Consider the following 24514-nt stretch of genomic DNA (forward strand, 5'->3'; position numbering starts at 1 on the left):
TGAAATGTATTTTTTTATTTTTTAGAATCTATAATAAACGTTAAAGAAGTAGTTTGCACCTCTACCATACCAATATCTTGGACCAAATAATCTCTTAGGGTTACTAAAATCTTCACTTAAAGAGGTGAAATCTCCTCTTCTAGATTGTTCGAATCCTCCAGTTCTAAATTGTTGGTCGAAGATGTTGCTAATTCCTAAAGTAAATCCAATAAATTTATTGTCTCTACTTATTTTCCAAGACTTTCCACCAATTACGTTGGCAACAAAGTAACCTCCAAATTCTTCTTGCTGTAGTAATCTTTTAGCTTCTACAGGGTTATAGTTGTTAATTGGCACACCATCGACATCAGTAAAGAATCTATCAGTTCTTAATATTGGACTAACGCCAATGTAAGTATCGTCAAAATAATTACCTGTCATACTTACCCACCAGTAATCTGGGTCACGATACTCGATACCTAAAGAGTATGCTTTTTGTGGGCCAGAGTTTAATCTGTAATTTTTCAGTTGTGCTTCTCCTAAATTATTAATATTTAATTCTTGAGTATTGATGTCTCTAACTGCTAATTGAACATTGCTAGGGTTATTACTATAAACATATTCTCCAATGTTAGCAGCTCCTTTTAAGTTTAAAGTAGAAGTTAATTTGTATTCAAAACCTAATTCAACTCCTAAATGACGCTTATCTACACCAGTAACAATTTCTTGAGAGAATCCTTCACTTTGTCCTCCTTGTAAGAAGAAGAAGTTAGATTCTACGCTATCTTCAATTGTAGTATAGTATCCTGTAATTCTAGAAGTAAATCTAGGAGATCTAACAATATAGCTAGCATCAAAAGATAATGCTTTTTCACTAGTTAAGAAATCTGTAATAATGTTACTTTCTCTGGCTTGAGTAAAAGCATCTCTAATAGTTGGAGCTTTTTCTAGATACCCCGCATTAAAGTCTAAAATATGTCTACCAGATAATTTATATGTAATTCCTCCTTTAGCTCCAAAAGTAGTAAAATCTACTTCTGGTGATTTTCCTAAAGAGTTTCTAGGGTCAGTAGTAGCTAATGATCCGCTTTGGTAAAAACCTTCTCTTTGATAAGAAGTTTTAGTGATGTCTCCAGCTACATAAAAATCAAACTTGTTGTATTTAAATTGAGCCTGTAAGAAACCATTCATTATTTCTGAATTGATGTTGTAGTTGTATTTAAAACGATCACCAACGTTTACAACACGATCAGGATTTAATAAGTCGTTTTGTCTTTGGTTTGTTCCTATGCTACTAAAACCATTAACGTCTACATATCCAACAGAATTTCCTAAAAGATCTAAAACGTTAGCAAAGTTTTCTGATTCAGATTTTGTGTATTGTACTCTACCGTTTAAAGTAATGTTGTCTGTAAGATCTGCTGAAAGAATAGAATTAACGTTTAAAGTATTATTGTCTACTCTATCTTCATAAAAAACGTATGCAGCATCAATTCCTTGTTGAGAATTGTTAATGTTAGCATCGTAAATAGCATTCCAGTTTAATTGTCCGTCATTTAAGAAACGTTGCTCAGCTTCATAAGCACCGGCTAAATCACCAATAGATAACCAGTAACTTGGTAAGTTTCTGAATTGGATTGGGTTAGGGTTTTGTCCTCCGTTAAAATCAATTCTACTTCTACCAATTTTTCCAAACTGATAAGAAACGTTTGTGTTTAAATTTACTTTGTCGTTAATTTTCCAGTAATGACTTAACATTGTGAATGGCTCTTCAACATCTTTAATTCTAGAGTTTCTGATTTTTCCATCTTGATAACCCCAGTTAGAGTTGTAACGAATACCTTTTAAATCTACTACTTCTTTAGTGTTAGGCGAACCTACACCTCTTTTATTAGAAGCGAAAATAGATGTTAAGTTTAAACTATGATTATCGTTAAATATTTTTTCAACAGAAGCAAATAAAGAAGTGGCATCATAAGAAGTTCCGTCTACGAAACCTTCATTACCAGCTCGTCTACTTCCAGAAACTGTAAATGCCCATCCATCTTTTAATAATCCAGATGAGTATGTTCCCATAACTCTATGTCTGTAACTTCTATTTGAAGAAGCATAAGAAATTCTTGCGCCTTTACGATATTGAGAAGCTCTTGTGCTGATATGAGTAGAACCTAAAACACCACCGAAAGTGTAATTGGAAGGCGTTAAGCCGTTTGTGAATTCTTGGTTTCTTAAAACATCATTTAATCCACCCCAGTTTGCCCATTCAGGACGACCTGTTTCTAATTTGTTCATTTCTATCCCATTGATTAATAGTTTAGCGTTGTCAGAATCTAAACCACGAATTCTAAAGAAAGAAGAACTAAATTCGAAAGCAGCAGCACGTAAGTATACATCTCTAGATGATTGAAGTAAACTAGAAATGTTGTCTGCAGCACTACTATCGTCGTTTAATTCATCATCAGCAATAATAATGGTACTAAGGTCTTGGTTTTCTGAAAACTCGTCTTTATACATAAAGATTTCACCTAAATTTACAACTTTTCCAGATAATGTAATAGGGTAGTTTTGAGTTTCGTAACCTCCTTTTTTTAAGGTAACAATGAATTTTCCGTCAGGTAAATTCTGTAAAGAGAAAACACCGTCAATGTTAGTAACCTGACTGTCATTTCTCCCTTCGATACTGACTGAAACGCCTTGTAATACCTTTTCTGAGTCGCTGTCTTTAACAACTCCTTTTACAGTATTTTGTGCTAATGCTCCGTAAGCTATTGTAAAGCAAAGCAATACTGTTAAGATAATTTGTTTCATAAAAGTTTATGTTTTTTAAAAAAAATGCCCGCAAACTTAGTTTTTTTCAAGGGTGTTAATGTTAACTTAACATTAACAAATGAGAATATTATGCACAATCTGGGAATTGGCTTGAAATTTGTTTTTACTTTTGTGCAGTTAAAAAATAATTTCATGAGAAAATTAATAGTACTATTAGTTTCTATAATGAGTCTCTTTTCTGTGAGTGCTCAAAAGGAATACAAAATTAGAACAGTAGCTTTTTATAACGTAGAAAATTTGTTTGATACAATTAATGATGTTGCTAAGGATGATGAGTTTAGTCCAATGATGGAGTTAAAAACAGGAAGATCTAAAGTATATTGGGACAAGATTGATAAACTTGGAAAAGTTATTAATGGATTAGGCGCAGAGAAAGCTAAAACCAGTCCAGCTATTTTAGGAGTAGCTGAGATTGAAAACAAACAAGTTTTAGAAGATTTGGTAAAAAGTAAGCATTTAAAAAAGAAGCGTTATGGAATTATACATTTCGATTCACCAGATAAAAGAGGTATTGATGTAGCTTTGTTGTATCAACAACGTTACTTTAAACCAGTTCATTTTGAAGCTGTGAATCCAAATATTTATTCAGAGAATAAAAAAATATATACTAGAGATATTCTTTGGGTTTCTGGATATTTAGATGATGAATTAGTACATGTTTTAGTAAATCACTGGCCATCAAGAAGAGGAGGCGAAGCTAAGAGTAGTCCATTAAGAGAGAAAGCTGCATATAAAGTGACTCAAATTATTGAGAGAATTAGAGAAAATGATAAAGATGCAAAGATTATCATTATGGGAGATTTTAATGATGATCCAATGAATAAATCTTTTAAAGAAGTAATTAGAACCAAATCGGATAAAGATGATGTTGCTAAAGATGATGTGTATAATCCTTATGAAAAAATGTTTGAAAAAGGATTAAATACAACGGCATACAGAGATAATCTAAGTTTATTTGATCAAATTTTATTTACAGCTCCTTTACTAAATAAAAAAGGTAGAAAAGATTTTTCTACTTATAAAATGTTTAAATCTGGTATTTTTAATAAACGTTTCTTAATGCAGAAACAAGGTAGATATAAAGGGTATCCTTTTAGAAGTTTTTCTAACGGACAGTACTCCGGAGGTTATAGTGATCACTACCCAGTTTACCTATATTTGATAAAAGAGAAATAAAAAGTGTGGTTTTTCCACACCAAAAGTGTGGGTGGCCCGTACTCATGTTTCTTTTAGCATAGTTACTTTTGTATTGAAAAAGTAAAAAATTAAAAAAATGCTAAAAGAAAAATTAAGTTACATCAAACTGTTTCTATGTTGTTTAGGAGCAGTTTTGTTTTTTGCAAATTGCAATGAAGAAGAAATTGAATTAGAACAAAAACAAAATTTAAATTATGAAATCGAAGATATTAACTTTAATAGTTTTATACGGAAACAAGAGTTAAAGGAATTTTATAATGAAGTTATTAATAAAGGAGAAGTTTTAAATAGAGGTGGTGAACGAATAGGTGTTAATTCTACTTTAATTAGAAGAATTAAAACAGATAAGATTGAATCATATACTTTCTCAGTAGATAGAAATCATTTACAAAGAAATGAATATGAAAATTTAGTAATCACTAAAAATTTACAAGAAAATAAAATAACTGCCGCTTTTTTAAAGTATAAAATGGCAACTGTATTACAAGTAGATCAAAATGGAAATCCATATCCATTTCAAGGAACATTAGAAATTGTACCTGTAGAAGAGAAAAGCGTAAAGGGTTTGTTGTCTAGAAGTACTACAGTTTGTTATAGAGTTGGTGTTTTAATGTGTAATGATAATAGAGGAGATTATACTTCAGATCATCAAGTAACTGAAGCATGTACAAGACCAGATAATATTTACACAGCTCAATCTATTGAATGTTCAACAACATTTGGTCCACCAAGTTTTACTGATGAAACCGATGGTGGAGGAGGAGTAATTGATAGCGGTACTTCAGGAGGTTCAGGAGGCTCTTCTGATAGTGGAGGTACTATAATAACATCCCTTTTACCTTCAGATTTAAAAACTGAGTTTTTTGAACTAGTTGATAGATTAACTCCAGAGCAGCATAAATTCTTGTATGAAATAGAGAATTCATCTATTAGAAAAGAAATAGGAGTTTTTTACGAAAGAGATAATTTTTCTAAAAGAGCAGAAGATTTTATAAAAGAAGCTATAGATGTTCTTATTGATAATGGAGATGTGAATTTTGATGATTGGTATATTAAAACTAAAGTATCTGATGATAGTTATTTTTATACAGGGCCAAAAGAATCTATTCCTAGTACAATAATTTTATCTAATGGAACTTCGGTTAGTGTTAATTTTGGTGTTACTAAATCTGATAATAAAAACGCAAATCAACAAGTTTCCCCAGTTTTAATTAATGCGATTAAATTTGCTTTAGAAAAAGCTAATAATAATTTAAGCTCATCTGATAAAATAACCAGTATTTATGTTTCAGCTACAACAAATGGAAAACATAGTGCAACTAGTAATCATCCTTTGGGATTGGCGATAGATATAAGTAGAATTAATGGTAAGAAAATGGCAATAACTGGTGTGACAAATCAAATAATAGAATTGCAAAAAGCTTTTGATGGTTTCGAATATATTAGAGAAAATTTTGGACCACACTTTAAACATAAATATGACTTAAATACTAGCAGATGGAATTTTAATTATTCAGTAGGTGGACATAAAGATCATATACATATATCAGTGAGAAAATAACAAATATAATAATGAAAAAACTATTTTTAATTGCAGTTTTAGGAACTGTTTTAGGGTGTAATGCACAACAAAAATTAGATTTATCTAGTTCAGACATTAAGATGAATTATATATTTTCAAGAATGTATAATGAAAAACCAATACATCAAAACTTGTTCAATCAAAGTTTGTATTTATCTATTTATAAATTTTCCGATTCTAAAATTTCCAAAGGAATAAATATTTCTGAATCAGAGGAATTTTTGAGTAGTTATATGATTTCAGTAACTCCAGATGGAGATAGTTATTCAACGAGTAAATTATATAAAATTGAAGGTGTTTTAAATCCAGAAATTATAAAAATTAAAGAAGAAAACTATCCCTTTTTTACTATAAAGATCGAACATGGATTAAAGAATAGTAGAAAAATAGAGACTTTTCATTTTAAGGGTAATTAATTATTAAGAGTAATCAATTACTTCTTTTAAGTGATTGATTGTTTTTATATATCCGTTTTCAGCTTGGGTTGATATTAATCAATCTAAGCTGTTTTTGCTTAAATCTTACAAATTTTCTCTACATAGTCATTAAACTTAAGTTGGAATAAAGTTCCTTTTAATAAGTCTTCAATTTGACCTAAATCAATTATTGAAACAGCTAGACTTACTTTGTTTGATGGAGTTCTTAGTAAAAGAGATCGGCAATTATCTCCCATTTTACATTCACTACATCTACTTTGAAATTTAGCATCAATTGTAAATTCTAAAAAAGATTCTATTTCAGTTAAGGTTAAATGAAATCCAATATCTCTAAAAACTATTTGTGTCAGTTCTGTTTTTGAGTTAATCCATTGAAATGAAATTCCAATATCATTAGTATAAATAGTTTTTACTTGCTCCATAGTGTTTGTTTTATAGAACAAATATACATTATTTTTATTTAATCTAAATAAACTACTTTAAATCCTTCAATTGTAGTTGTATGGATGTATTTCCATTCCATGTATTTTCATCAAGCTGGTAAACAATATCAAACTCTTGTTGTACATGTTCTATTTTATTTCCTAAACTAAAACCGATAGCTCCAATACAGTTTTTAGGATTTCCTTGGAAAACAGTTAGTTTTAGATGAGTTTTATCTTGTCCAACCTGTTTTCCATAACCATTGTCTCTTACTGAGTTAGACTGAAAAATAGGTCTTCTGTTTAATGGACCGAAGGGAGCCATTTGATTTATTATTCTGTAGAATTTAGGAGAAATATTACTGAGATGTAATTCTGCGTCAATTTCAATTTCAGGTTCTAATAGTTCTTTTTGAATTGTATTTTTTACAACTTCTTCAAATTTTGATTTAAAAGCGTTGTAATTTTCTGGTTTTATAGATAATCCAGCAGCATATTTATGTCCACCAAATTGTTCAATGTATTCAGAACAAGCATCCAAAGCATTGTAAACATCGAAACCTTTAACAGATCTTGCAGAAGCAGCTAAAAATTCACCGCTTTTTGTGAAAACTACTGTAGGGCGATAGTACGTTTCAGTCAATCTTGAAGCAACAATTCCGATAACGCCTTTGTGCCAACTTTCATCGTAAACAGTGGAAGTGAAATTATGCTTTTCATTATTTGTTTCTATTTGATGCAAAGCTTCTTTTGTGATTTCCTGATCTAACTCTTTTCGATGTGCATTAAACTCTTCAATTTCTTTTGCAATATTTTTTGCCAGATCAAGATCTTCAGAGATTAATAAATCTACAGCATAGCTGGCATGTTTAATTCTGCCAGCTGCATTAATTCTAGGAGCTATAATAAAAACAACGTCAGTTATGGAAAGTTCTTTTTTGTTTATGTGCTGAGTTAGTGCTTGAATACCAATACGAGGAGCAGTGTTTATTACTTTTAACCCGTAATAAGATAAAACTCTATTTTCGCCAGTCATAGGAACAATATCAGCTCCAATAGCAGTTACTACTAAATCTAAATAAGGCAATAAATCGTTTATAGTTTGTTCCTGTTGTTGTGCTATTGCCTGAATTAATTTAAATCCAACACCACATCCGCAAAGTTCTTTATAAGGATAATTACAGTCTATTCGTTTAGGATTTAATACAGCAATCGCGTCAGGTATTTTTTCTCCAGGTTTGTGATGATCACAAATAATAAAATCTATACCTTTTTCAGTAGCATAAGCAACTTTTTCAATGGCTTTAATTCCACAATCAAGAGCAATGATTAAAGAAAATTCATTATCGTGAGCAAAATCTATTCCGGCAAACGAAACCCCATATCCTTCTTTGTATCTATCAGGGATATATGTTGCCAAATACGGGTGAATATTCTTTAAGTATGAATACATTAATGAAACAGATGTAGTTCCATCAACATCATAATCGCCATAAATTAAAATTTTCTCTCCATTTTTTATAGCTTTTTCAACTCTAGAAACAGCTTCATACATATCTTTCATCAAAAAAGGATCGTGAAGATCTTCTAATGAAGGTCTAAAAAAATGTTTAGCTTCATCAAAAGTTTTGATTCCTCTTTGAACTAAGATTTCTGCTAATTTTAAATCTATATTTAATTCATTAGCTAAAGTATTTACAATGTTGAAATCAGGTTTGGGCTTTAAAGTCCATTTCATAGCGAAAAAGTGATGCTGTTAGTCGTTGAAAATAATTTCTGTAGTCACTTTTGCAAACTGACGAAACATTTCCATAACTCCACAATATTTCTCAATAGATAAGTTCACTACTTTAGTAAGTTTATCATGATCTAAATTGTTACCCTCGAAAAAATATTTTACATGAACTTTGTCATAATATTTAGGGTGTTCTTCGGTTAAATTAGCTTCAATAACTATTTTTAAATCATCGAAAGAAACACGCATTTTTTCAGCAATCATAACAACATCTAATCCAGAACATCCGGCTAAAGAAGATAGCATTAGGGCTTTAGGTGAGGCGCCAACAGCATTTCCTCCATTAGCAAAAGAGGTATCCATTAAAACTTGCGCTCCATTAGGGTTGTCACTTTTAAAAAGTAAATTTTTCTTCCATTCTGTAGTTACAATATTTGATGTCATATGAGTTTTTTTTTGTTTCTTGTATGAAATTACAAAATTACTTAATAAAAAAATAAATTATGCCATTAGTAACTCCCTTAGATCCGAATCATGATGAGGAGACAAAAAGGTTGTCAGATTTTTATAATGAGACATTAGGATTTTGTCCTAATTCAGTACTTACAATGCAAAGAAGACCAGAAATTTCTAAAGCTTTTATTAATTTAAATAAAGCAGTTATGGCAAATCACGGTCGTGTAACTTCTGCTTTAAAAAGAATGATTGCTTGGGTAAGTAGTAATGCTACAGGTTGTAGGTATTGCCAAGCACATGCAATTAGAGCAGCAGAGCGTTATGGAGCTGAACAAGAAAAATTAGATAATATTTGGGAATATAAGACACATTCTGCTTTTTCTGATGCTGAAAGAGCTGCGTTAGATTTTTCATTAGCGGCTTCTGTAGTGCCTAATAATGTAGATGAAGAAATAAAAACAGAATTATACAAATATTGGGATGAAGGAGAAATTGTTGAAATGTTAGGAGTGGTTTCTTTGTTTGGTTATTTGAATAGATGGAATGATTCTATGGGAACAAGTATTGAAGATGGTGCTGTAGAGAGTGGAGAGCAATACTTAGGAAAACATGGATGGAATAAAGGAAAACATATATAATTAAATTTTTAATTATATAAAATAAGAGGCTATTGATGAAATCAATAGCCTCTTAAACTTTATAGTGATTGGTGAAGAAGATTAGTTCTTCTTTAATAAATCTCTAATTTCAGTCAATAAGTCTTCTTGAGTAGGTCCAGCTGGAGCAGCAGGAGCTTCCTCTTCTTTTTTCTTCATAGCATTAACACCTTTTACAATCATAAACATTACAAATGCAACAATAATAAAATCAATAACATTAGTAATAAATTCACCATATAATACGGCGACTTCACCAGATACTTTTCCAGAAGCATCAGCTACGCCTTCTTTAATTATATACTTTAAGTCTTTAAAGTCAGCATTAAATATTAAGCCAATTAAAGGAGAGACAATACCTCCAGTGAATGAAGAAACAACTTTGTTGAAAGCAGCACCCATTACAAAACCAACTGCAATGTCTACTAAATTGCCTTTCATGGCAAAGTCTTTAAACTCTTTTAACATTCCCATTTTTGAATAGTTTTTTTGATTATTAATTAATTACTGGTTGTAATTTAAGATTTTTTTAACTTTTAACCAATCTTTTTATGCGTTGAGAAAGACTTGTTAAGATTTCATAAGGAATAGTTTCGCATTTATGAGCCATGTACTCAATGTGTTGTTGGTGGTTGAAAAGAATAACGTCATCACCTTCTTTACAATCAATTTTTGTAACGTCTACCATTAACATATCCATACAAACATTTCCAATTATAGGAGCAGGTTGATTATTTATGATTACAAAACCATTTTTATTTCCTAATTTTCTAGAAATCCCATCAGCATGACCTATAGGGATTGTAGCGCTTCTAGTTGGTTTGCTAGCAACAAAAGCTCTGTTGTATCCGACAGTTTCTCCTGGTTGAATCATGTGGATTTGAGAAATAATACTTTTTAAACTGTGTGTATTTTTTAGATTGGCAGTTTCATTAGGGTTGTTTCCAAAGCCGTATAAACCAATTCCAATGCGTACCATGTCAAATTGAGCTTTTGGATAATTAATAACTCCTGATGTGTTCAAAATGTGAATTAATGGCTCATATCCTAAATGTTGATAAATCTGTTTTACTATGTATGCAAAATTATTAATTTGGTTAATGGAGAATTCTTGCTCATTAGGATCTTCACTCGCTGCTAAATGAGAGAAAATAGATTGTACGACAACATGGTTAGATTTTTTTAATGAGGAAATAATGTTGGGTACGTCTGAATGCCAAAATCCTAATCTATTTAACCCTGTGTTAAATTTGATATGAACAGGGTAGTTCATTAGAGGAACACTATCTGCATAACTTAAGAAAGCTTCAAAAATCTTAAAATTATATAAATTAGGTTCTAAACGATATTTAACAATAGTTTCAATATTTGGTATTTGCGGATGTAATACTAGAATAGGTGTATCAATTCCTGCTTCTCTTAAAGCGATACCTTCTTGACTATATGCAACTGCAAAATAATCTACATGATCTTTTACAATTTTAGCTACCTCAACAGCTTCACTTCCATAACCAAAAGCTTTTACTACGGCCAAGATTTTAGTTGTAGGTTGTAATTTTTGTTTGAAATAACTTAGATTATGCAAAACAGCATTTGCATTAATTTCTAATACGGTAACATGGTTGTTCATTCTTCCTCTTCTTTAAGTTGAGCGTTTTGCTCTTGTATGGCTTTGTAGTAAGCAGCTCTACTAAGTGGTTCGTATTCTTGAGTTTCACCTAAAAGTACAATGTTTTCACTTTTGGCTTTTCTAAAACTATAATGTGCTAAGTTACCGGTTCTTGTACAAACAGCATGAACTTTAGTTACATATTCTGCTGTTGCCATTAAAGCAGGCATTGGTCCGAACGGATTTCCTTTAAAGTCCATGTCTAAACCAGCAACAATAACTCGAATTCCTCTATTAGCTAGGTCGTTACAAACGGCAACAATTTCATTGTCAAAAAACTGAGCTTCATCAATTCCTACGACGTCAACATTGTTAGCAAGTAATCTGATATTTGCAGAAGCTGGTACTGGTGTAGATCGAATTCTATTATCGTTATGAGAAACTACTTCTTCCTCATCATATCTTACATCAATAGCAGGTTTAAAAATTTCAACTCTTTGTTTGGCAAATTTTGCTCTTTTTAATCTACGAATTAATTCCTCAGTTTTCCCCGAAAACATTGAGCCGCAAATTACCTCTATCCACCCAAACTGTTCTGTATGATTTACTGTATTTTCAAGAAACATTTTGTAATTTTAATGCTCAAATAATTATTTTTGTCTTACATTTCGATAAGGGAACAAATTTATTAAAATTTAAGAGCAAAAAATAAAACCTACTCATAACTTATGCACAAAAAATTGGCTTCAGACCTAACTAGTTTAGCGCATAGCATTTTAAAGATGAAAAACAAAGAAGATGTTTTTGCATTAAAAGAAAAAGCATATGAAGTTTACGAAAAGTTAGCCGTATTGGCTTATGTAGAAGAGTATATTAACACAACACCTCAGGCAAAAGAAACTAAAGAAGAACTGATTGAGATAGTTACGCAAATTGAAACAGCAAGGAATACTAATGTTGTAAATCAAGAGGAAGAAGTTATCAATACAAATCATGAAGAAGAAATAGTTGAGGTAATTGAGGAAAGGCCAATTGTTAATTCAATTGATGAAAAAGCTGAAGTTGTTGAAGAAGTTGAAGAAGAAATAGAAATAGTTGAAGAAACTATAGAAGAAGAACTTTCTGAAGTTATTGAAGAGATTATTGAAGAACCAACTTTAATTCAAGTAAAAGAAGAAAAAGTTGAAGATAAAGTTCAAGAAATAGAAGAGCAACCTTTTGATGAACTTGAAAGTTTATTGTTTGGAAATGATGATCCTACAATTTTTGATGAAGCTAAATTCATTGAAGATTTAAAATCACCTGAAGAAGAGAAAAAAGAAGAAGTAACTACTGAATCCAAAATACCTACTTTAGAAGATGAATTAAAAGATACTTTGCCTGTTGATGTAATGGCAGATTTATTTCAAAAAGTAGAACCTAAAAAAACTGTAAATGATCATTTACAGTCAACAATACAAATTGGACTTAACGATCGTATTGCTTTTGTGAAACATTTATTTGATGGAAATCAAACTGATTTTAATAGAGTTATTTCACAATTAAATACTTTTAAAACAGAAAGAGAAGCTAAAAACTTTATCAGTAAAATGGTAAAACCAGATTACGATTGGAGTACAAAAGAAGAATATGAAGTACGTTTTTTAGAAATAATAGAACGTCGTTTCGTTTAATACAAAAGATAAATTAATGAAGATTGAAGTTTCTAACGGAGAAATAATAGACAAGTATACCATTTTAGCAATTAAGTTAACTGAGATTAAAAATCAAAATAAACTTAAAAACATTCAAAATGAATATGATGTGTTAACACCAGTTGTAGATCAAATTTATAATGAAGTTTCAGATCAAGATGAATTGAAAAAACTACACAATGATTTATTAGAGATTAATAAAAAATTGTGGAAAATAGAAGATGATATTAGAGAATGTGAACGTGCTAAAGATTTTGGTGAAACTTTTGTCAATCTAGCCCGTGCAGTATACTTTACAAATGATGATCGTTCCGTAGTTAAAAAAGATATTAATACGTTAACTGGTTCAGATTTAGTAGAAGAAAAATCGTACGAAGATTATAAGTAGAAAATAAAATGTTATGAAAAAGACTTTATCAAAACTTTTAACTTCTTTAGGAATTTCAGGAACTAAAGAAGTTAAAAGAATAGAACAAGATAATTCTCATTCTCAAAGAATAAATGATATTAAGTTTACAGATCAACAAGGAAATGAAATATCAAAAGAAGAATTATCACAAGCTACAGGAAGATATAATTATGCCATTTATAGCATAGATAAATCTTCTGATAAAGCTAAAGAATTACATCAAAAAGCAAGAGAATATGGGCAGAAAGGTGATTATACTGAAGCTGTCAGTCATCTTGAAGAAGCTATACAAGATTCACCTGAATGGGCTTATCCGTATTATGATTTAGCTTATACATATTTGTTAAATGATGATTTCGAAAATGCTTTAAAATATTACGAGTTAACAGATAAAGTGGCTCCAAATGGTTTTTTTACATCTAAAACAGCTGTAGATGTTTTAAGAAAAGAGAAAACAGGAGTTTTTACTGAAGGTTTGTATAAAAACTATATAGCTTTAGAGTGGATCGATAATCCACAAGAAAAGGCTCAAATGTTAAAGTTATTAGTTGATAATTTTCCTTCTTTAGCTCCAGCTTGGAAAGATTATTCAAATTTTTTAGAAGGAGAAGAAAGACTTCAGGCTATAGAAAAGGGATTAAACGAGAATCCAGATATTGAAACAGAAGGAGTTCTTACTATTAATAAAGCTTTAGTTCTAAATTTAAACGGACAGTTTGAAGAAGCCAAGGAATTATTAATGCAAGTCATATTTAACTCTAAATCTACTTTCGGGAACCAAGAGCTAGCAAAATTAGTGCTGAACAGTATTTCTGAAGAAAATAAGAAAAAATAAAATGTTTGTAAAAAAAGCGAGATCGGTTTTATATGTAGTTTTAATATCATTGTTGTGTTTCAATTGTCGTTCAACCTACAAAACGCAAGCTTTTTTACAAGAAAATATTCCTGTTAAACCAGATTATACTAAAGAAAGTTTTTGGGCAGTTCTACCAACTAAATATCAAGAGAATTTTAAAACTTATGCGTCTAATCGTTTAGATACATTACAGGCTGATGTTTTTTATGTATACCCTACTTTAATTACAAGTAAAAAAGATATTCGTTGGAATGTTCCAATTTCGGACAAAAAGCAAAATAACGCAGTTTTAAATAAAGCTGTGTTAATGCAAGCATCAGCTTTTGCAACTTCAGGTAAAGTTTATGCACCATTTTATCGTCAAGCTCATATTCGTTCATACAGATTATTTAATAAAGGAGGAAAAGAGGCTCAAGATTTGGCGTATTTAGATGTTAAAAGTGCCTTTGAGGTGTATTTGAAGAAATACAATAAAGGAAGACCGATTATTATGGTTGGTCACAGTCAAGGAACAACACACACAGTACGATTATTAAAAGATTTTTTTGATAAAAAAGAACTACAAAAGCAATTAATTGCAGCTTATATTCCAGGAATTAGAATAAAAGAAAATGAGTTTTCATCAATTAAATTAATGAAATCTCCAAACGAGATTGGAGGTTTTATTTCTTGGAATACATATAAGAAAAATCATTATCCAAAAAAAGATAAAGATTGGTATAAAGGTTATGTAACTACAAATCCAATTACTTGGGATAATTCTACAACAACCATACTAAAAGAACATAAAGGCTTTTTATATACAAACGGAAAAATTTACAAAGAAGCACTAGTGATTCAAATTACAGATGGATTAGTTTGGAGTACAAATCCAAAGTTTCCATTACGTTTCTTTATGTCATTTTTAAAAAATTATCATGCAGGAGATATAAATTTATTTTGGCAAAACATTAGAGAAAATGTAACGTTGAGAACAAACACTTGGTTGAATGTCAATCAAAAATAAAAATCTTGTGTAACAAAAAATTATAGATGTCGTCTTCATTACAAAAACCAAGTATTATGAAACGATTAATAACCGCTATTTTAATTTGTATCGCATTTGTAATTAATGCACAAAACACAGCTTATTCAGATTTTTATAAGGCGAATAAAGATGAAAGTCAATTCTCAATGAGCGTTCCTGTTTCTTTAGGGAGTTTTTTCTCAGATGATGAAGAATCTGAAGAGTTTGAAGAACTAATGAAAAAAGCAGAACATTGTAAAATTGTTGTTTTCAACAACGAGAACAATATAATTGAAAAAAGCTTTAAAAAATTCTCAAGAAGGAAAGGTTTGAAAACTTTAATGAGAGTTAGAGATGGAAAAGATAAAGCAGGAATATTCTTTATAGAAAAAGATGATTTAATTAGAGAGATTATAATTAGTGCTAACAGTGAAGAAGAAAAAATGGTAATGATTGGCTTAAAAATTACATTAACTAAAGATGAGTTAGCATCTGTTGTAACTAAAATTTCGAAAGATTAATAAGCAATAGCTTTCAATAAAATTTAAATATAAAGTAAACCAAGTTTTTTATGAAAAGAATTGTAACAGTAGTATTAGTATTTTTGGCAGTAGCAATTAATGCTCAAAAGACATCATTCAAAAGTTTTTATAAATCTCACAAAGAGAATGCAGAAGTATCGTTAAATGTCCCAGGATTCATTGCAAGAATGTTTGTCGATAATGATGATTTAGGTGAAGAAGAAATTTTAATAAAAAAAGCAAGGAACTTTAAAATATTAACTTTTACAGAAAGAGTAGATAGTGTATCTAGTGATTTTAAAAACTTTGTAAAAAATAGTAATTTAAAAACTTTAGTAAGAACAAAAGATGGAAAAGATAAAGCAGGAATTTATTTTTTAGAGCATAAAGATAAGATTAGAGAAATTATTATTATGTCTGAAAATGAAGGAGATGAGTTGGTTTTCTTAGGTTTAAAAACAAATTTATCTAAAGATGAGTTTAGCTCTTTAATTACCGAAATGGAAAAATCTTAAAATTTAGAAAAAGCTTCTCACTAGAGAAGCTTTTCTTTTAAACTTTCAACAGTTTTTTTACTGTTTCCAATAAAAATTTCATTATCAACAATAAATACAGGACGTTTTAAAAAAGTATATTCATCAAGTATATATTGTTTATAATCATCTTCAGTTAAATTCTGATTTTTTAAATCCATTTCTCTATACAATTTAGCTCTCTTGTTAAAAAGAGCTTCATAGCTTTTAGAGAAGCTATACATTTCTTCCAATTGCGAAAAAGTAACAGGATCCAATTTTATTTCTTGTTTTTCAAAACCTTCTAGGTTTACTTCTTTTAAAATTCTTCTACAAGTATCACAAGTTTGTAAAAAATAAACTTTCTTCATGGTATTAAGTGTATCTTTATAAACGCTAAAATAGGCAGAAAAATGAACACACAATTTGATATCTTAAGAAAATCTAGAGAACTTGTTTTAAAAAGAATAGAAGGTTTAACTCACGAGCAATTACATAAAATTCCTGAAGGATTTAATAATAATATAGCATGGAATGTTGCTCATTTAGTAGTAACTCAACAATTATTACATTATAAATTATCAGGTTTACAATGTTTAGTTCCAGATGATTTAATTGAAAAATATAGAAAAGGAACAGCTCCTACGGAAGAGTTATCAGTAGAAGAGTTTGAAGAGGTTAAAGAATTGTTAGTTGGTTTGCCAGATACTTTAGAAGAAGATTACAAAGAAGGAATTTTTAAAGAATATACAGAGTATCCAACAAGTACAGGGTATGTGTTAAGTTCAATCGATAATGCAATTGCTTTTAATAATTTACACGAAGGTATTCATTTAGGAGCAATAATGGCATTATCTAAATTAGTATAAATCTAATTTTATCTGATGAAGTTTAATACAAAAACCATACATGGTGGTCAGCAACATGAAGAAGCTACAGGTTCGGTAATGACACCAATATTTCAAACTTCTACATATGCACAATCTAGTCCAGGCATAAACAAAGGATATGTGTATTCACGTTCAGCAAATCCCACAAGAACCGCACTAGAAAATGCTTTTGCATCTTTAGAAAACGGAACGCATGGTTATGCTTTTGCTTCAGGTTTAGCAGCTATAGATTGCGTTTTAAGGTTATTAAAACCAGGCGACGAGGTGATAGCTGGAGACGATTTATACGGCGGAACTTACAGAATGTTTACAAGGTTATTTGAAAAATACGGACTCAAATTTCAATATGTAAATATGGATGATCCAAGTAATGTGGTTAACACTATTACTGAATCTACTAAGTTAATTTGGATTGAAACACCAACAAATCCATTAATGAAAATTGCTGATATTGAAGAAATTTCACAATCAGTAAAGCAAGTTCAAAAAGAGATTTTAATTGCTGTTGATAATACTTTTGCAACGCCTTATTTACAACAACCGTTAGATTTAGGAGCCGATATTGTTATGCATTCTGCGACTAAATATTTAGGCGGCCATTCCGATTTAGTTATGGGAGCTCTAATAGTAAAAGACGCACAGTTAGCTACTGAACTTAATTTTATTCAGTTTGCTGCTGGGGCAATTGCAGGTCCTATGGATTCTTTCTTAGCTTTAAGAGGAATTAAAACATTACATGTTCGTATGCAACGACATTGTGAAAATGGAAGAAAGGTAGCTGAATTTTTACGTGATCACAAAAAAGTAGGAGAAATATATTATCCAGGATTTCAAAGTCATGAAAATCATGAAGTAGCTAAAAAGCAAATGAAAGATTTTGGTGGTATGGTTTCTTTCCGGTTAAAAGATGAAAGTAAATCTGCTACTTTTAAATTTTTAGAACATGTAAAAGTATTTACTTTGGCTGAATCACTAGGTGGAGTAGAGAGTTTAGTTAATCATCCGGTAACCATGACACATGGTTCAATTCCTGAAGAAGAGCGATTAAAAATGGGGATTACAGATTCTTTAATTCGCTTAAGTGTAGGTATCGAAGATATAGAAGATTTGCTTTCAGATTTAGATCAAGCATTAAATAAATAAAAATAAGTTCCTCATTATGAGGAATTTTTTTTGTTAAAAAATATACCAATTGGTATATTTTTATATATTTGCCATATATGTTGAAATCTGAGAAGACAAGATTACATATTATTGAAACGGTTGCTCCTATATTTAATAAGAAAGGATATTCAGCTATGAGTTTATCACAAATAACTCAAGCAGCTGGTCTAACAAAAGGAGCTATATACGGGCATTTTGAAAGTAAAGAAGAATTAGCCATAGAAGCTTTTCGCCATTGTATCCGAACCGTTTTAAAAGATTTAAATGCACATGTTGCAAAGGGGGAAACAGCGTTAAATAGATTGATTAATGTTTCTAATTTTTATAAAAACTATTATAGTTATTGTAAAAAATTTGGAGGCTGTCCAATATTAAATATTGGTGTTGATTCAGAATATCAGCAAAATTCAATATCTAAATTAGTACGATCTTATAATGAGCGAATCTTAGAGAAATTCACGAATTTAATTGAGGTGGCAAAAGAGACTAATGAGGTTAAAAATAATGTTGATAGTGCTGTTTATGCAAAAAGATTTTCCTACATGATAGAAGGAGCAGTGTATATGTCTCACATAATGAAAGATGAGACTTATCTATTTGATTTAGCAGATGTAATGAAGAAAATAATAGATAATGAATTGAAAGTTTAAAAAAATTTAAAATAAAATATACCGATTGGTATAAGTTTAATTTAATCCCAAGTATGTTTATTGAAAAACATAAACAAAACTAGCTCTTTTGAGCTAAACTAAACTAAATTAGTTCTTTAGTGTATTTTAATTTGTTAACGTTGTCTTCAAGAACTAATGTCGAAGACAGGCTTAAACTATTTGAAAAGATTGTATAACCGTTTTTAAACAAACAAACTTCTAAAAAGAATTAAAAAGTTTACGATTTTCGAAAAAAAGTGTAAGCAAAAAGCACCCGTTCTGGGTGCTTTTTTTATATAAGAACTATATTGTTGTCTTATTTAGCTTCTGCATATCTTCTTTCAACTTCATTCCAGTTGATAACTTTAAAGAAAGCTTCAATATAATCTGGTCTTCTATTTTGATAGTTTAAATAATAAGCATGTTCCCACACATCTAACCCTAAAATAGGAGTTCCTCCACAAGAAACACCTGGCATTAAAGGATTGTCTTGGTTTGGAGTAGAACATACTTCTACTTTACCACCTTTGTGTACGCATAACCAAGCCCATCCAGAACCAAATTGAGTAGCAGCAGCTTTAGAAAAAGCATCAATAAAAGCTTCTTTAGAACCAAATTCAGCTTCAATAGCATCCTTTAATTCACCAGATAAGTATCCTCTATCTTGTGGGTTCATTACAGTCCAAAATAATGAGTGATTATAAAAACCACCACCATTATTACGAACTCCAGCATTATTCATGTCTAAGTTTGTTAAAATATCTTCTATAGATTTACCTTCTAAATCTGTTCCTTCAATTGCAGCATTTAATTTAGTTGTATATCCATTATGATGCTTAGAGTGGTGAATCTCCATAGTTCTTGCATCAATATTTGGTTCTAACGCATCATAAGCGTAACCTAATTCTGGTAATTCAAAAGCCATAATTTTTGTTTATTTGATTACTAATTAACTGACACGAAGTTACCATAAAAAAACAGGACTAACAACAGTTAGCCCTATTTGATTCTTATAGTATAATAAGATAATATTATAACAGAATTAAATTACTTTTATTCAGAATATTCTCTCATAAACTCTTCAGCTTTTTCGACCATATTTTTGCTTCCGCAGAAAAAAGGAATTCTTTGGTGTAATTCTGTTGGTTGAATATCCATAATTCTATTAAAACCATCACTAGCTTTTCCTTTTGCTTGCTCTGCTAAAAATGCCATTGGGTTACATTCATATAATAAACGAAGTTTACCATTAGAATTTTTAGAGCTTTTTGGGTACATATAAATCCCTCCTTTGATCATGTTTCTATGAAAATCAGAAACCAAAGATCCTATGTATCTGCTAGTATAAGGCCTGTCTCCTTCTTCTTCTTGACAATACTTAATGTATTTTTTTACTCCTAAAGGGAAATGAATATAATTACCTTCATTTACAGAGTAAATTTTTCCATCTTCAGGGAATTTCATATCTGGATGAGATAAGTAGAAAGTACCTATAGCTGGATTTAAAGTAAAACCATTTACACCATCTCCTGTAGTGTATACTAACATGGTGGATGTGCCATAAACTACATATCCTGCAGCAACTTGTTCACTTCCTTTTTGTAAGAAATCCTCGAGTTTAACAGGAGTTCCTACTGGGGTTACTCTTCTGTAAATTGAAAAAATAGTACCAACAGAAACATTTACGTCAATATTAGAAGATCCATCTAAAGGATCAATTAATACGACATATTTATTTTGATGGTTTTCATCTTGACTATTTACGATTATAAAATCATCTTCCTCTTCACTTGCAATACCACAAACAATATTTCTATTAGTTAATGTCTGAATAAATTTATCGTTGGCATAAACATCAAGTTTTTGTTGATCTTCACCTTGGATGTTGGTTTCACCAGCAGCACCAATAATATCTACTAAACCAGCTTTATTTACTTCATGATTAACAACTTTGGCAGCTAAACGAATAGAATTGATTAATCGAGATAATTCACCAGAAGTATATTTAAAAGAAGTTTGATTTTCGATGATAAATTCACCAAGAGTTTGATTTTTTTTAGCCATAAAACGATACAGATTTTATCTGTTTACAAAGATGATAACTTTTTTTACAACTACAACGTTTTAGTTTAGTATTTTACAGGAATTGTTAAAGTAGAAAAATCAACAAAACAATTGTATGTGTTGTAATTTGTTATTTTTTTTAACAAGGTGTTATAAAAACTATTTTTGCCTAAAAATTTTAAACATGAGTTTTACTATTCGTAAAGGAAAAAAAGAAGATGTTCAAGCGATTCATAATTTAATTGTTGAGTTAGCCGTTTTTGAAAAAGAACCAGATGCGGTAGAAATAACTGTTGAAGATTTAATAAAAGATGGATTTTCAGAAAATCCAAGATTCAACACTTTTGTCGCAGAAGAAGCTAATGGTACTATTATAGGTATGGGGTTGTTCTATGAAAGATATTCTACATGGAAAGGTAAAACAATTCATTTAGAAGATTTAATGGTAACAGCATCTAAAAGAGGAATAGGAGCGGGAAAAGAATTATATAAATCAATAATGAAATATGCTTCAGATAATGGGTATAAACGTGTAGCATGGGAAGTATTAGATTGGAATACAAATGCTATTGATTTTTATGAAAAAAGTGGAGCAAAAGTTTTAAGGGATTGGGACGTAGCCCAAATGAATGAACAAAATTTAGAAAGATTTATAAATGAGAATTTTTAAGTTTGGAGGGGCATCAGTAAAAAATCCTGATGCAGTTAAAAATGTTGTACGTGTACTACAGCATGAAGGAACAGAAAATACTTTAGTAGTAATTTCTGCAATGGGAAAAATGACAAATGCTTTCGAACGTTTAATTAAAGCATATACAGAAAGTACAGACGATGTAAAGCCTGCATTAGAGGTAATAAAAGATTTTCATACAGAAATGTTAGACGGTCTTTTTGATAAAGGTGACGAAGTGTATACTAAGGTAATGTACTTATTTGGCGAATTAGCTGGTAGAATGGCTATTAATACGTCTGAAGATTATAATTATATATACGATCAAATTGTTGGTTTCGGAGAAATATTATCAACAACAATAGTGAGTGCTTACTTAACAAAAATTGGTGTAGAAAATCAATGGTTAGATGTTCGTGAGTATATAAAAACAGATAATAACTATAGAGATGCAAAGGTAAACTGGGAACTTACAGAAACTATAATTAAGGAGAAAGTAGATACAACCAAGTTAAATATAACTCAAGGTTTTTTAGGGAATGATGGAGAGTATACAACGACTTTAGGTAGAGAAGGATCAGATTATACTGCAGGTATTTTTGCATATTGTTTAGAAGCAGATAGTGTAACTATATGGAAAGATGTGCCAGGAGTTTTAAATGCAGATCCGAGAGTTTTTAGTGAGACAGAACTTTTAAGGAAAATCTCTTATACTGAAGCTATTGAGATGGCATTTTACGGAGCTTCTGTAATTCATCCGAAAACAATTCAACCGTTAGAACAAAAACAAATTCCTTTATATGTTCGTTCTTTCGATGATTTAGATAGAGAAGGAACAACAGTTTTAAAAACAGAAGGAATTACTCCAGAAATACCATGTTATATTGTAAAGAAGAATCAAATATTAGTTTCTATATCGGCTAAAGATTTTTCGTTTATGGTAGAAGACAATATTAGTGATGTATTTAAAAAATTACACGATTATAAGTTAAAGGTGAATTTAATTCAGAATTCAGCAATTAGTTTTTCAGTTTGTATTGAAGATAAGTTTAATATGTTTGATGATTTTTATGATGAATTAAAATCTTTCTACACAATTAAATCATATAAAGATGTCACATTATATACAATAAGACATTTTGATGATGAAGCGATTAAAAGTATTAGAGCAAAAGGAAAAGCAATTATTAGACAAATTAATACAGAAACAGCACAGTTAGTAATTCAAGAAAACGCTTAACCAAAGTATTTTTCTGCTATATTTGCCACTTACGTTAACACCAAACTTAATTATGGGTTTAGTTACATCTAAAGAAGTCGCAAAAGCAATAAAAGTTGATAAACTAGGTTTTGTAGGTACGTTTATTGGCTGGTTATTAATGAAAGTTTTGCGTATATCAACCGCAAATAAAGTATATAATAAACATAAACATTTAAATGATTTACCTTTTTTAAAGGGATTGTTAGATGAATTTCAGATAGAATTTGAAATACCAGAAGATGATTTTAAACGTATTCCTAAAGAAGGTCCGTTTATTACAATATCTAACCATCCTTTAGGAGGTATAGATGGAATTTTATTATTGCGATTGTTGGTAGAGCACAGACCAGATTATAAGATTATTGCTAATTTCTTGTTGCACAGAATAGAGCCGTTAAAACCTTATGTAATGCCAGTAAATCCTTTTGAAAACCATAAGGATGCAAAGTCTAGTGTTTCTGGTATTAAAAATGCATTATTACATTTACGAGAAGGGAAACCTTTAGGTATATTCCCAGCAGGTGAAGTTTCAACCTATAGAGATGGAAAACTAATGGTTGATAAAGAATGGGAAGAAGGAGCTGTAAAGTTAATTAAGAAAGCAAAAGTACCAGTAATTCCTATTTATTTTCATGCTAAAAATAGTCGTCTATTTTATTTCTTATCAAAAATTAGTGATACATTAAGAACAGCTAAACTTCCATCAGAATTATTATCTCAAAAGAAGCGAGTAATAAAAGTAAGAATTGGTAAGCCAATTTCAGTTAAAGATCAGGATACATACAAAGAAATACCTGCTTTCTACGAGTTTTTAAGAAAGAAAACTTACATGTTAGCGAATCCTTTTGAAACGAACCAGAGATTAATCTCTACACAAAAGCTAAAACTTCCTAAAAAAACAAAAAACATTAGTAATCAGAGAAATCCTGAATTATTTGTAAAAGAGATTGATAGCTTGAGAGATCATGGTAAACGGCTATTAATAAGTAAAGATTATGAGGTGTTCTTTACAGATACTAAAGAAATACCAAATATCTTACATGAAATAGGACGTTTACGTGAAATTACATTCAGAGAAGTAGGAGAAGGCACAAATAATGCGTTAGATTTAGATAAATTCGATAAATACTATCATCATTTATTATTGTGGGATAACAATGCAAAAAAAGTAGTTGGAGCTTACAGAATGGGATTAGGAAAAGAGATTTATAAACGTTATGGAATAAATGGTTTTTATATTCAAACATTATTTAAAATTGAACCCGAGTTGCACCCTATGATGGAAAATACCATTGAAATGGGGAGAGCTTTTATTACTAAAGAATATCAACAAAGACCAATGCCGTTATTTTTACTTTGGAAAGGAATTGTACACGTTACGTTACGTTATCCTAAGTATAAGTATTTAATGGGAGGAGTGAGTATTAGTAATCAATTTTCGGATTTTTCTAAATCATTAATGATTGAATTCATGAAATCACATTATTATGATCCTTATGTAGCACAGTATATTCATCCAAAGAAAGAGTTTAAGGTAAAGCTTAAGGATGGTGATAAAGATTTTGTTTTTGATGCAACACAATCAGACATGAATAAGTTTGATAAAATTATAGATGAAGTTGAACCAGGTGCTTTAAGAATTCCTGTTTTAATTAAAAAATATATCAAACAAAATGCTCGATTAGTTGCATTTAATGTAGATCCAAAATTTAATAATGCTATTGATGGTTTAATGTATATTAAAGTTGCAGATTTACCTGAAAGTACTGTAAAGCCAGTTTTAGAAGAGTTTCAAGCCGAGCTAGAACGTAAAGCTTTAGAAAATGCTAATAAATAAAGTGTGATGATATAAATTAGTATTTTGTCACATTAAACTTTATACAAATGCTACTCTTTTAAGAGTAGCATTTTTTAT

General features: G+C 30.1%; 26 protein-coding genes. 16 read left to right on the plus strand and 10 right to left on the minus strand.

The window, feature by feature from the left end:
* Positions 1–21: 21 nt before the first annotated feature.
* Positions 22–2787 carry a carboxypeptidase-like regulatory domain-containing protein gene (locus ACSIGC_RS12445; RefSeq protein ID WP_442265139.1) on the minus strand — a complete coding sequence of 922 codons (2766 nt, stop codon included), beginning with the start codon at positions 2785–2787 and terminating at the stop codon, positions 22–24.
* Between the two features lie 153 nt (positions 2788–2940).
* Here ACSIGC_RS12445 and ACSIGC_RS12450 point away from each other — a divergent pair, with 153 nt between their 5' ends.
* From ACSIGC_RS12450 to ACSIGC_RS12460, 3 genes are all read left to right on the plus strand, one after another.
* Positions 2941–3984, plus strand: coding sequence for an endonuclease/exonuclease/phosphatase family protein (locus ACSIGC_RS12450; protein ID WP_442265140.1), 1044 nt, complete (start codon positions 2941–2943; stop codon positions 3982–3984).
* Positions 3985–4081: 97 nt separating this feature from the next.
* Entirely contained in the window at positions 4082–5566 is a 1485-nt protein-coding gene (locus tag ACSIGC_RS12455; protein ID WP_442265141.1) for a hypothetical protein, read from the plus strand.
* Between the two features lie 11 nt (positions 5567–5577).
* On the plus strand, positions 5578–6003 hold the full coding sequence (locus ACSIGC_RS12460) for a hypothetical protein (RefSeq protein WP_442265142.1): 426 nt from the start codon (positions 5578–5580) through the stop codon (positions 6001–6003).
* 98 nt (positions 6004–6101) lie between these two features.
* On the opposite strand, the gene ACSIGC_RS12465 is transcribed toward ACSIGC_RS12460, so the two are convergent.
* Genes ACSIGC_RS12465 through ACSIGC_RS12475 form a run of 3 tightly spaced genes read right to left on the minus strand, consistent with a single transcriptional unit; the run spans position 6102 to position 8625 of the window.
* Positions 6102–6446 carry a hypothetical protein gene (locus tag ACSIGC_RS12465; protein ID WP_442265143.1) on the minus strand — a complete coding sequence of 115 codons (345 nt, stop codon included), beginning with the start codon at positions 6444–6446 and terminating at the stop codon, positions 6102–6104.
* Positions 6447–6498: 52 nt separating this feature from the next.
* Positions 6499–8184 (minus strand): single-stranded-DNA-specific exonuclease RecJ, encoded by a 1686-nt coding sequence (gene recJ, locus ACSIGC_RS12470; RefSeq protein ID WP_442265144.1) that lies wholly within the window; start codon positions 8182–8184, stop codon positions 6499–6501.
* 18 nt (positions 8185–8202) lie between these two features.
* A complete protein-coding gene (locus ACSIGC_RS12475; RefSeq protein ID WP_442265145.1) occupies positions 8203–8625 on the minus strand; it encodes an OsmC family protein in 423 nt (140 codons plus the stop codon).
* A gap of 59 nt (positions 8626–8684) precedes the next feature.
* On the opposite strand from ACSIGC_RS12475, the gene ACSIGC_RS12480 reads away from it, so the two are divergent.
* Complete coding sequence (locus ACSIGC_RS12480) at positions 8685–9275, plus strand: carboxymuconolactone decarboxylase family protein (RefSeq protein WP_442265146.1); 591 nt, start codon at positions 8685–8687, stop codon at positions 9273–9275.
* A gap of 81 nt (positions 9276–9356) precedes the next feature.
* Here the strand turns inward: ACSIGC_RS12480 and mscL are convergent, their stop codons facing one another.
* The 3 genes from mscL to ACSIGC_RS12495 are packed head-to-tail and all read right to left on the minus strand — an operon-like array spanning position 9357 to position 11528.
* Positions 9357–9767: a large-conductance mechanosensitive channel protein MscL gene (gene mscL / locus ACSIGC_RS12485; RefSeq protein WP_442265147.1), complete on the minus strand. Its 411-nt coding sequence runs from the start codon at positions 9765–9767 to the stop codon at positions 9357–9359.
* Positions 9768–9822: 55 nt separating this feature from the next.
* Positions 9823–10923, minus strand: a complete 1101-nt coding sequence (alr, locus tag ACSIGC_RS12490; RefSeq protein WP_442265148.1) for an alanine racemase — start codon at positions 10921–10923, stop codon at positions 9823–9825.
* Positions 10920–11528, minus strand: coding sequence for a thymidine kinase (locus ACSIGC_RS12495; protein ID WP_442265149.1), 609 nt, complete (start codon positions 11526–11528; stop codon positions 10920–10922). The genes alr and ACSIGC_RS12495 overlap by 4 nt, the downstream gene beginning before the upstream one ends.
* 156 nt (positions 11529–11684) lie before the next feature.
* Between ACSIGC_RS12495 and ACSIGC_RS12500 the strand changes: the two genes are divergently transcribed.
* The 6 genes from ACSIGC_RS12500 to ACSIGC_RS12525 are packed head-to-tail and all read left to right on the plus strand — an operon-like array spanning position 11685 to position 15903.
* On the plus strand, positions 11685–12575 hold the full coding sequence (locus tag ACSIGC_RS12500) for a hypothetical protein (protein ID WP_442265150.1): 891 nt from the start codon (positions 11685–11687) through the stop codon (positions 12573–12575).
* A 16-nt stretch (positions 12576–12591) separates the two neighbouring features.
* Entirely contained in the window at positions 12592–12984 is a 393-nt protein-coding gene (locus ACSIGC_RS12505; protein WP_442265151.1) for a DUF6165 family protein, read from the plus strand.
* 13 nt (positions 12985–12997) lie between these two features.
* Positions 12998–13840, plus strand: coding sequence for a tetratricopeptide repeat protein (locus ACSIGC_RS12510; protein WP_442265152.1), 843 nt, complete (start codon positions 12998–13000; stop codon positions 13838–13840).
* 1 nt (position 13841) lies between these two features.
* Positions 13842–14867 carry a DUF3089 domain-containing protein gene (locus ACSIGC_RS12515; protein ID WP_442265153.1) on the plus strand — a complete coding sequence of 342 codons (1026 nt, stop codon included), beginning with the start codon at positions 13842–13844 and terminating at the stop codon, positions 14865–14867.
* Between the two features lie 56 nt (positions 14868–14923).
* Positions 14924–15388 (plus strand): DUF4252 domain-containing protein, encoded by a 465-nt coding sequence (locus ACSIGC_RS12520; protein ID WP_442265154.1) that lies wholly within the window; start codon positions 14924–14926, stop codon positions 15386–15388.
* Positions 15389–15438: 50 nt separating this feature from the next.
* A complete protein-coding gene (locus ACSIGC_RS12525; protein ID WP_442265155.1) occupies positions 15439–15903 on the plus strand; it encodes a DUF4252 domain-containing protein in 465 nt (154 codons plus the stop codon).
* A 20-nt stretch (positions 15904–15923) separates the two neighbouring features.
* On the opposite strand, the gene ACSIGC_RS12530 is transcribed toward ACSIGC_RS12525, so the two are convergent.
* Positions 15924–16271, minus strand: coding sequence for an arsenate reductase family protein (locus ACSIGC_RS12530; RefSeq protein WP_442265156.1), 348 nt, complete (start codon positions 16269–16271; stop codon positions 15924–15926).
* Between the two features lie 42 nt (positions 16272–16313).
* On the opposite strand from ACSIGC_RS12530, the gene ACSIGC_RS12535 reads away from it, so the two are divergent.
* From ACSIGC_RS12535 to ACSIGC_RS12545, 3 genes are all read left to right on the plus strand, one after another.
* Entirely contained in the window at positions 16314–16769 is a 456-nt protein-coding gene (locus tag ACSIGC_RS12535) for a DinB family protein (RefSeq protein WP_442265157.1), read from the plus strand.
* A 15-nt stretch (positions 16770–16784) separates the two neighbouring features.
* Complete coding sequence (locus tag ACSIGC_RS12540) at positions 16785–17933, plus strand: cystathionine gamma-synthase (protein ID WP_442265158.1); 1149 nt, start codon at positions 16785–16787, stop codon at positions 17931–17933.
* A gap of 77 nt (positions 17934–18010) precedes the next feature.
* A complete protein-coding gene (locus ACSIGC_RS12545; RefSeq protein ID WP_442265159.1) occupies positions 18011–18604 on the plus strand; it encodes a TetR/AcrR family transcriptional regulator in 594 nt (197 codons plus the stop codon).
* Between the two features lie 316 nt (positions 18605–18920).
* On the opposite strand, the gene ACSIGC_RS12550 is transcribed toward ACSIGC_RS12545, so the two are convergent.
* Together ACSIGC_RS12550 and fbp are read right to left on the minus strand one after the other, a co-directional pair.
* Positions 18921–19529 (minus strand): superoxide dismutase, encoded by a 609-nt coding sequence (locus ACSIGC_RS12550; RefSeq protein ID WP_442265160.1) that lies wholly within the window; start codon positions 19527–19529, stop codon positions 18921–18923.
* Positions 19530–19657: 128 nt separating this feature from the next.
* Complete coding sequence (fbp, locus tag ACSIGC_RS12555) at positions 19658–20668, minus strand: class 1 fructose-bisphosphatase (RefSeq protein WP_442265161.1); 1011 nt, start codon at positions 20666–20668, stop codon at positions 19658–19660.
* Positions 20669–20852: 184 nt separating this feature from the next.
* Here fbp and ACSIGC_RS12560 point away from each other — a divergent pair, with 184 nt between their 5' ends.
* The 3 genes from ACSIGC_RS12560 to ACSIGC_RS12570 are packed head-to-tail and all read left to right on the plus strand — an operon-like array spanning position 20853 to position 24436.
* Entirely contained in the window at positions 20853–21338 is a 486-nt protein-coding gene (locus tag ACSIGC_RS12560; RefSeq protein WP_442265162.1) for a GNAT family N-acetyltransferase, read from the plus strand.
* Positions 21325–22578, plus strand: a complete 1254-nt coding sequence (locus ACSIGC_RS12565; protein WP_442265163.1) for an aspartate kinase — start codon at positions 21325–21327, stop codon at positions 22576–22578. Before ACSIGC_RS12560 ends, ACSIGC_RS12565 begins: the two co-directional genes overlap by 14 nt.
* Positions 22579–22630: 52 nt before the next feature.
* Positions 22631–24436 carry a GNAT family N-acyltransferase gene (locus ACSIGC_RS12570; protein WP_442265164.1) on the plus strand — a complete coding sequence of 602 codons (1806 nt, stop codon included), beginning with the start codon at positions 22631–22633 and terminating at the stop codon, positions 24434–24436.
* Positions 24437–24514: the final 78 nt, after the last annotated feature.

The sequence above is a fragment of the Tenacibaculum aquaeponti genome (genome assembly GCF_052084715.1).
Lineage (GTDB): Bacteria > Bacteroidota > Bacteroidia > Flavobacteriales > Flavobacteriaceae > Polaribacter.

Coding starts and splice junctions, on each gene's coding strand:
- ACSIGC_RS12445 (WP_442265139.1), bottom strand. CDS start 2,787: ATGAAACAAATTATCTTAACAGTATTGCTTTGCTTTACAATAGCTTAC.
- ACSIGC_RS12450 (WP_442265140.1), top strand. CDS start 2,941: ATGAGAAAATTAATAGTACTATTAGTTTCTATAATGAGTCTCTTTTCT.
- ACSIGC_RS12455 (WP_442265141.1), top strand. CDS start 4,082: ATGCTAAAAGAAAAATTAAGTTACATCAAACTGTTTCTATGTTGTTTA.
- ACSIGC_RS12460 (WP_442265142.1), top strand. CDS start 5,578: ATGAAAAAACTATTTTTAATTGCAGTTTTAGGAACTGTTTTAGGGTGT.
- ACSIGC_RS12465 (WP_442265143.1), bottom strand. CDS start 6,446: ATGGAGCAAGTAAAAACTATTTATACTAATGATATTGGAATTTCATTT.
- recJ (WP_442265144.1), bottom strand. CDS start 8,184: ATGAAATGGACTTTAAAGCCCAAACCTGATTTCAACATTGTAAATACT.
- ACSIGC_RS12475 (WP_442265145.1), bottom strand. CDS start 8,625: ATGACATCAAATATTGTAACTACAGAATGGAAGAAAAATTTACTTTTT.
- ACSIGC_RS12480 (WP_442265146.1), top strand. CDS start 8,685: ATGCCATTAGTAACTCCCTTAGATCCGAATCATGATGAGGAGACAAAA.
- mscL (WP_442265147.1), bottom strand. CDS start 9,767: ATGGGAATGTTAAAAGAGTTTAAAGACTTTGCCATGAAAGGCAATTTA.
- alr (WP_442265148.1), bottom strand. CDS start 10,923: ATGAACAACCATGTTACCGTATTAGAAATTAATGCAAATGCTGTTTTG.
- ACSIGC_RS12495 (WP_442265149.1), bottom strand. CDS start 11,528: ATGTTTCTTGAAAATACAGTAAATCATACAGAACAGTTTGGGTGGATA.
- ACSIGC_RS12500 (WP_442265150.1), top strand. CDS start 11,685: ATGAAAAACAAAGAAGATGTTTTTGCATTAAAAGAAAAAGCATATGAA.
- ACSIGC_RS12505 (WP_442265151.1), top strand. CDS start 12,592: ATGAAGATTGAAGTTTCTAACGGAGAAATAATAGACAAGTATACCATT.
- ACSIGC_RS12510 (WP_442265152.1), top strand. CDS start 12,998: ATGAAAAAGACTTTATCAAAACTTTTAACTTCTTTAGGAATTTCAGGA.
- ACSIGC_RS12515 (WP_442265153.1), top strand. CDS start 13,842: ATGTTTGTAAAAAAAGCGAGATCGGTTTTATATGTAGTTTTAATATCA.
- ACSIGC_RS12520 (WP_442265154.1), top strand. CDS start 14,924: ATGAAACGATTAATAACCGCTATTTTAATTTGTATCGCATTTGTAATT.
- ACSIGC_RS12525 (WP_442265155.1), top strand. CDS start 15,439: ATGAAAAGAATTGTAACAGTAGTATTAGTATTTTTGGCAGTAGCAATT.
- ACSIGC_RS12530 (WP_442265156.1), bottom strand. CDS start 16,271: ATGAAGAAAGTTTATTTTTTACAAACTTGTGATACTTGTAGAAGAATT.
- ACSIGC_RS12535 (WP_442265157.1), top strand. CDS start 16,314: ATGAACACACAATTTGATATCTTAAGAAAATCTAGAGAACTTGTTTTA.
- ACSIGC_RS12540 (WP_442265158.1), top strand. CDS start 16,785: ATGAAGTTTAATACAAAAACCATACATGGTGGTCAGCAACATGAAGAA.
- ACSIGC_RS12545 (WP_442265159.1), top strand. CDS start 18,011: ATGTTGAAATCTGAGAAGACAAGATTACATATTATTGAAACGGTTGCT.
- ACSIGC_RS12550 (WP_442265160.1), bottom strand. CDS start 19,529: ATGGCTTTTGAATTACCAGAATTAGGTTACGCTTATGATGCGTTAGAA.
- fbp (WP_442265161.1), bottom strand. CDS start 20,668: ATGGCTAAAAAAAATCAAACTCTTGGTGAATTTATCATCGAAAATCAA.
- ACSIGC_RS12560 (WP_442265162.1), top strand. CDS start 20,853: ATGAGTTTTACTATTCGTAAAGGAAAAAAAGAAGATGTTCAAGCGATT.
- ACSIGC_RS12565 (WP_442265163.1), top strand. CDS start 21,325: ATGAGAATTTTTAAGTTTGGAGGGGCATCAGTAAAAAATCCTGATGCA.
- ACSIGC_RS12570 (WP_442265164.1), top strand. CDS start 22,631: ATGGGTTTAGTTACATCTAAAGAAGTCGCAAAAGCAATAAAAGTTGAT.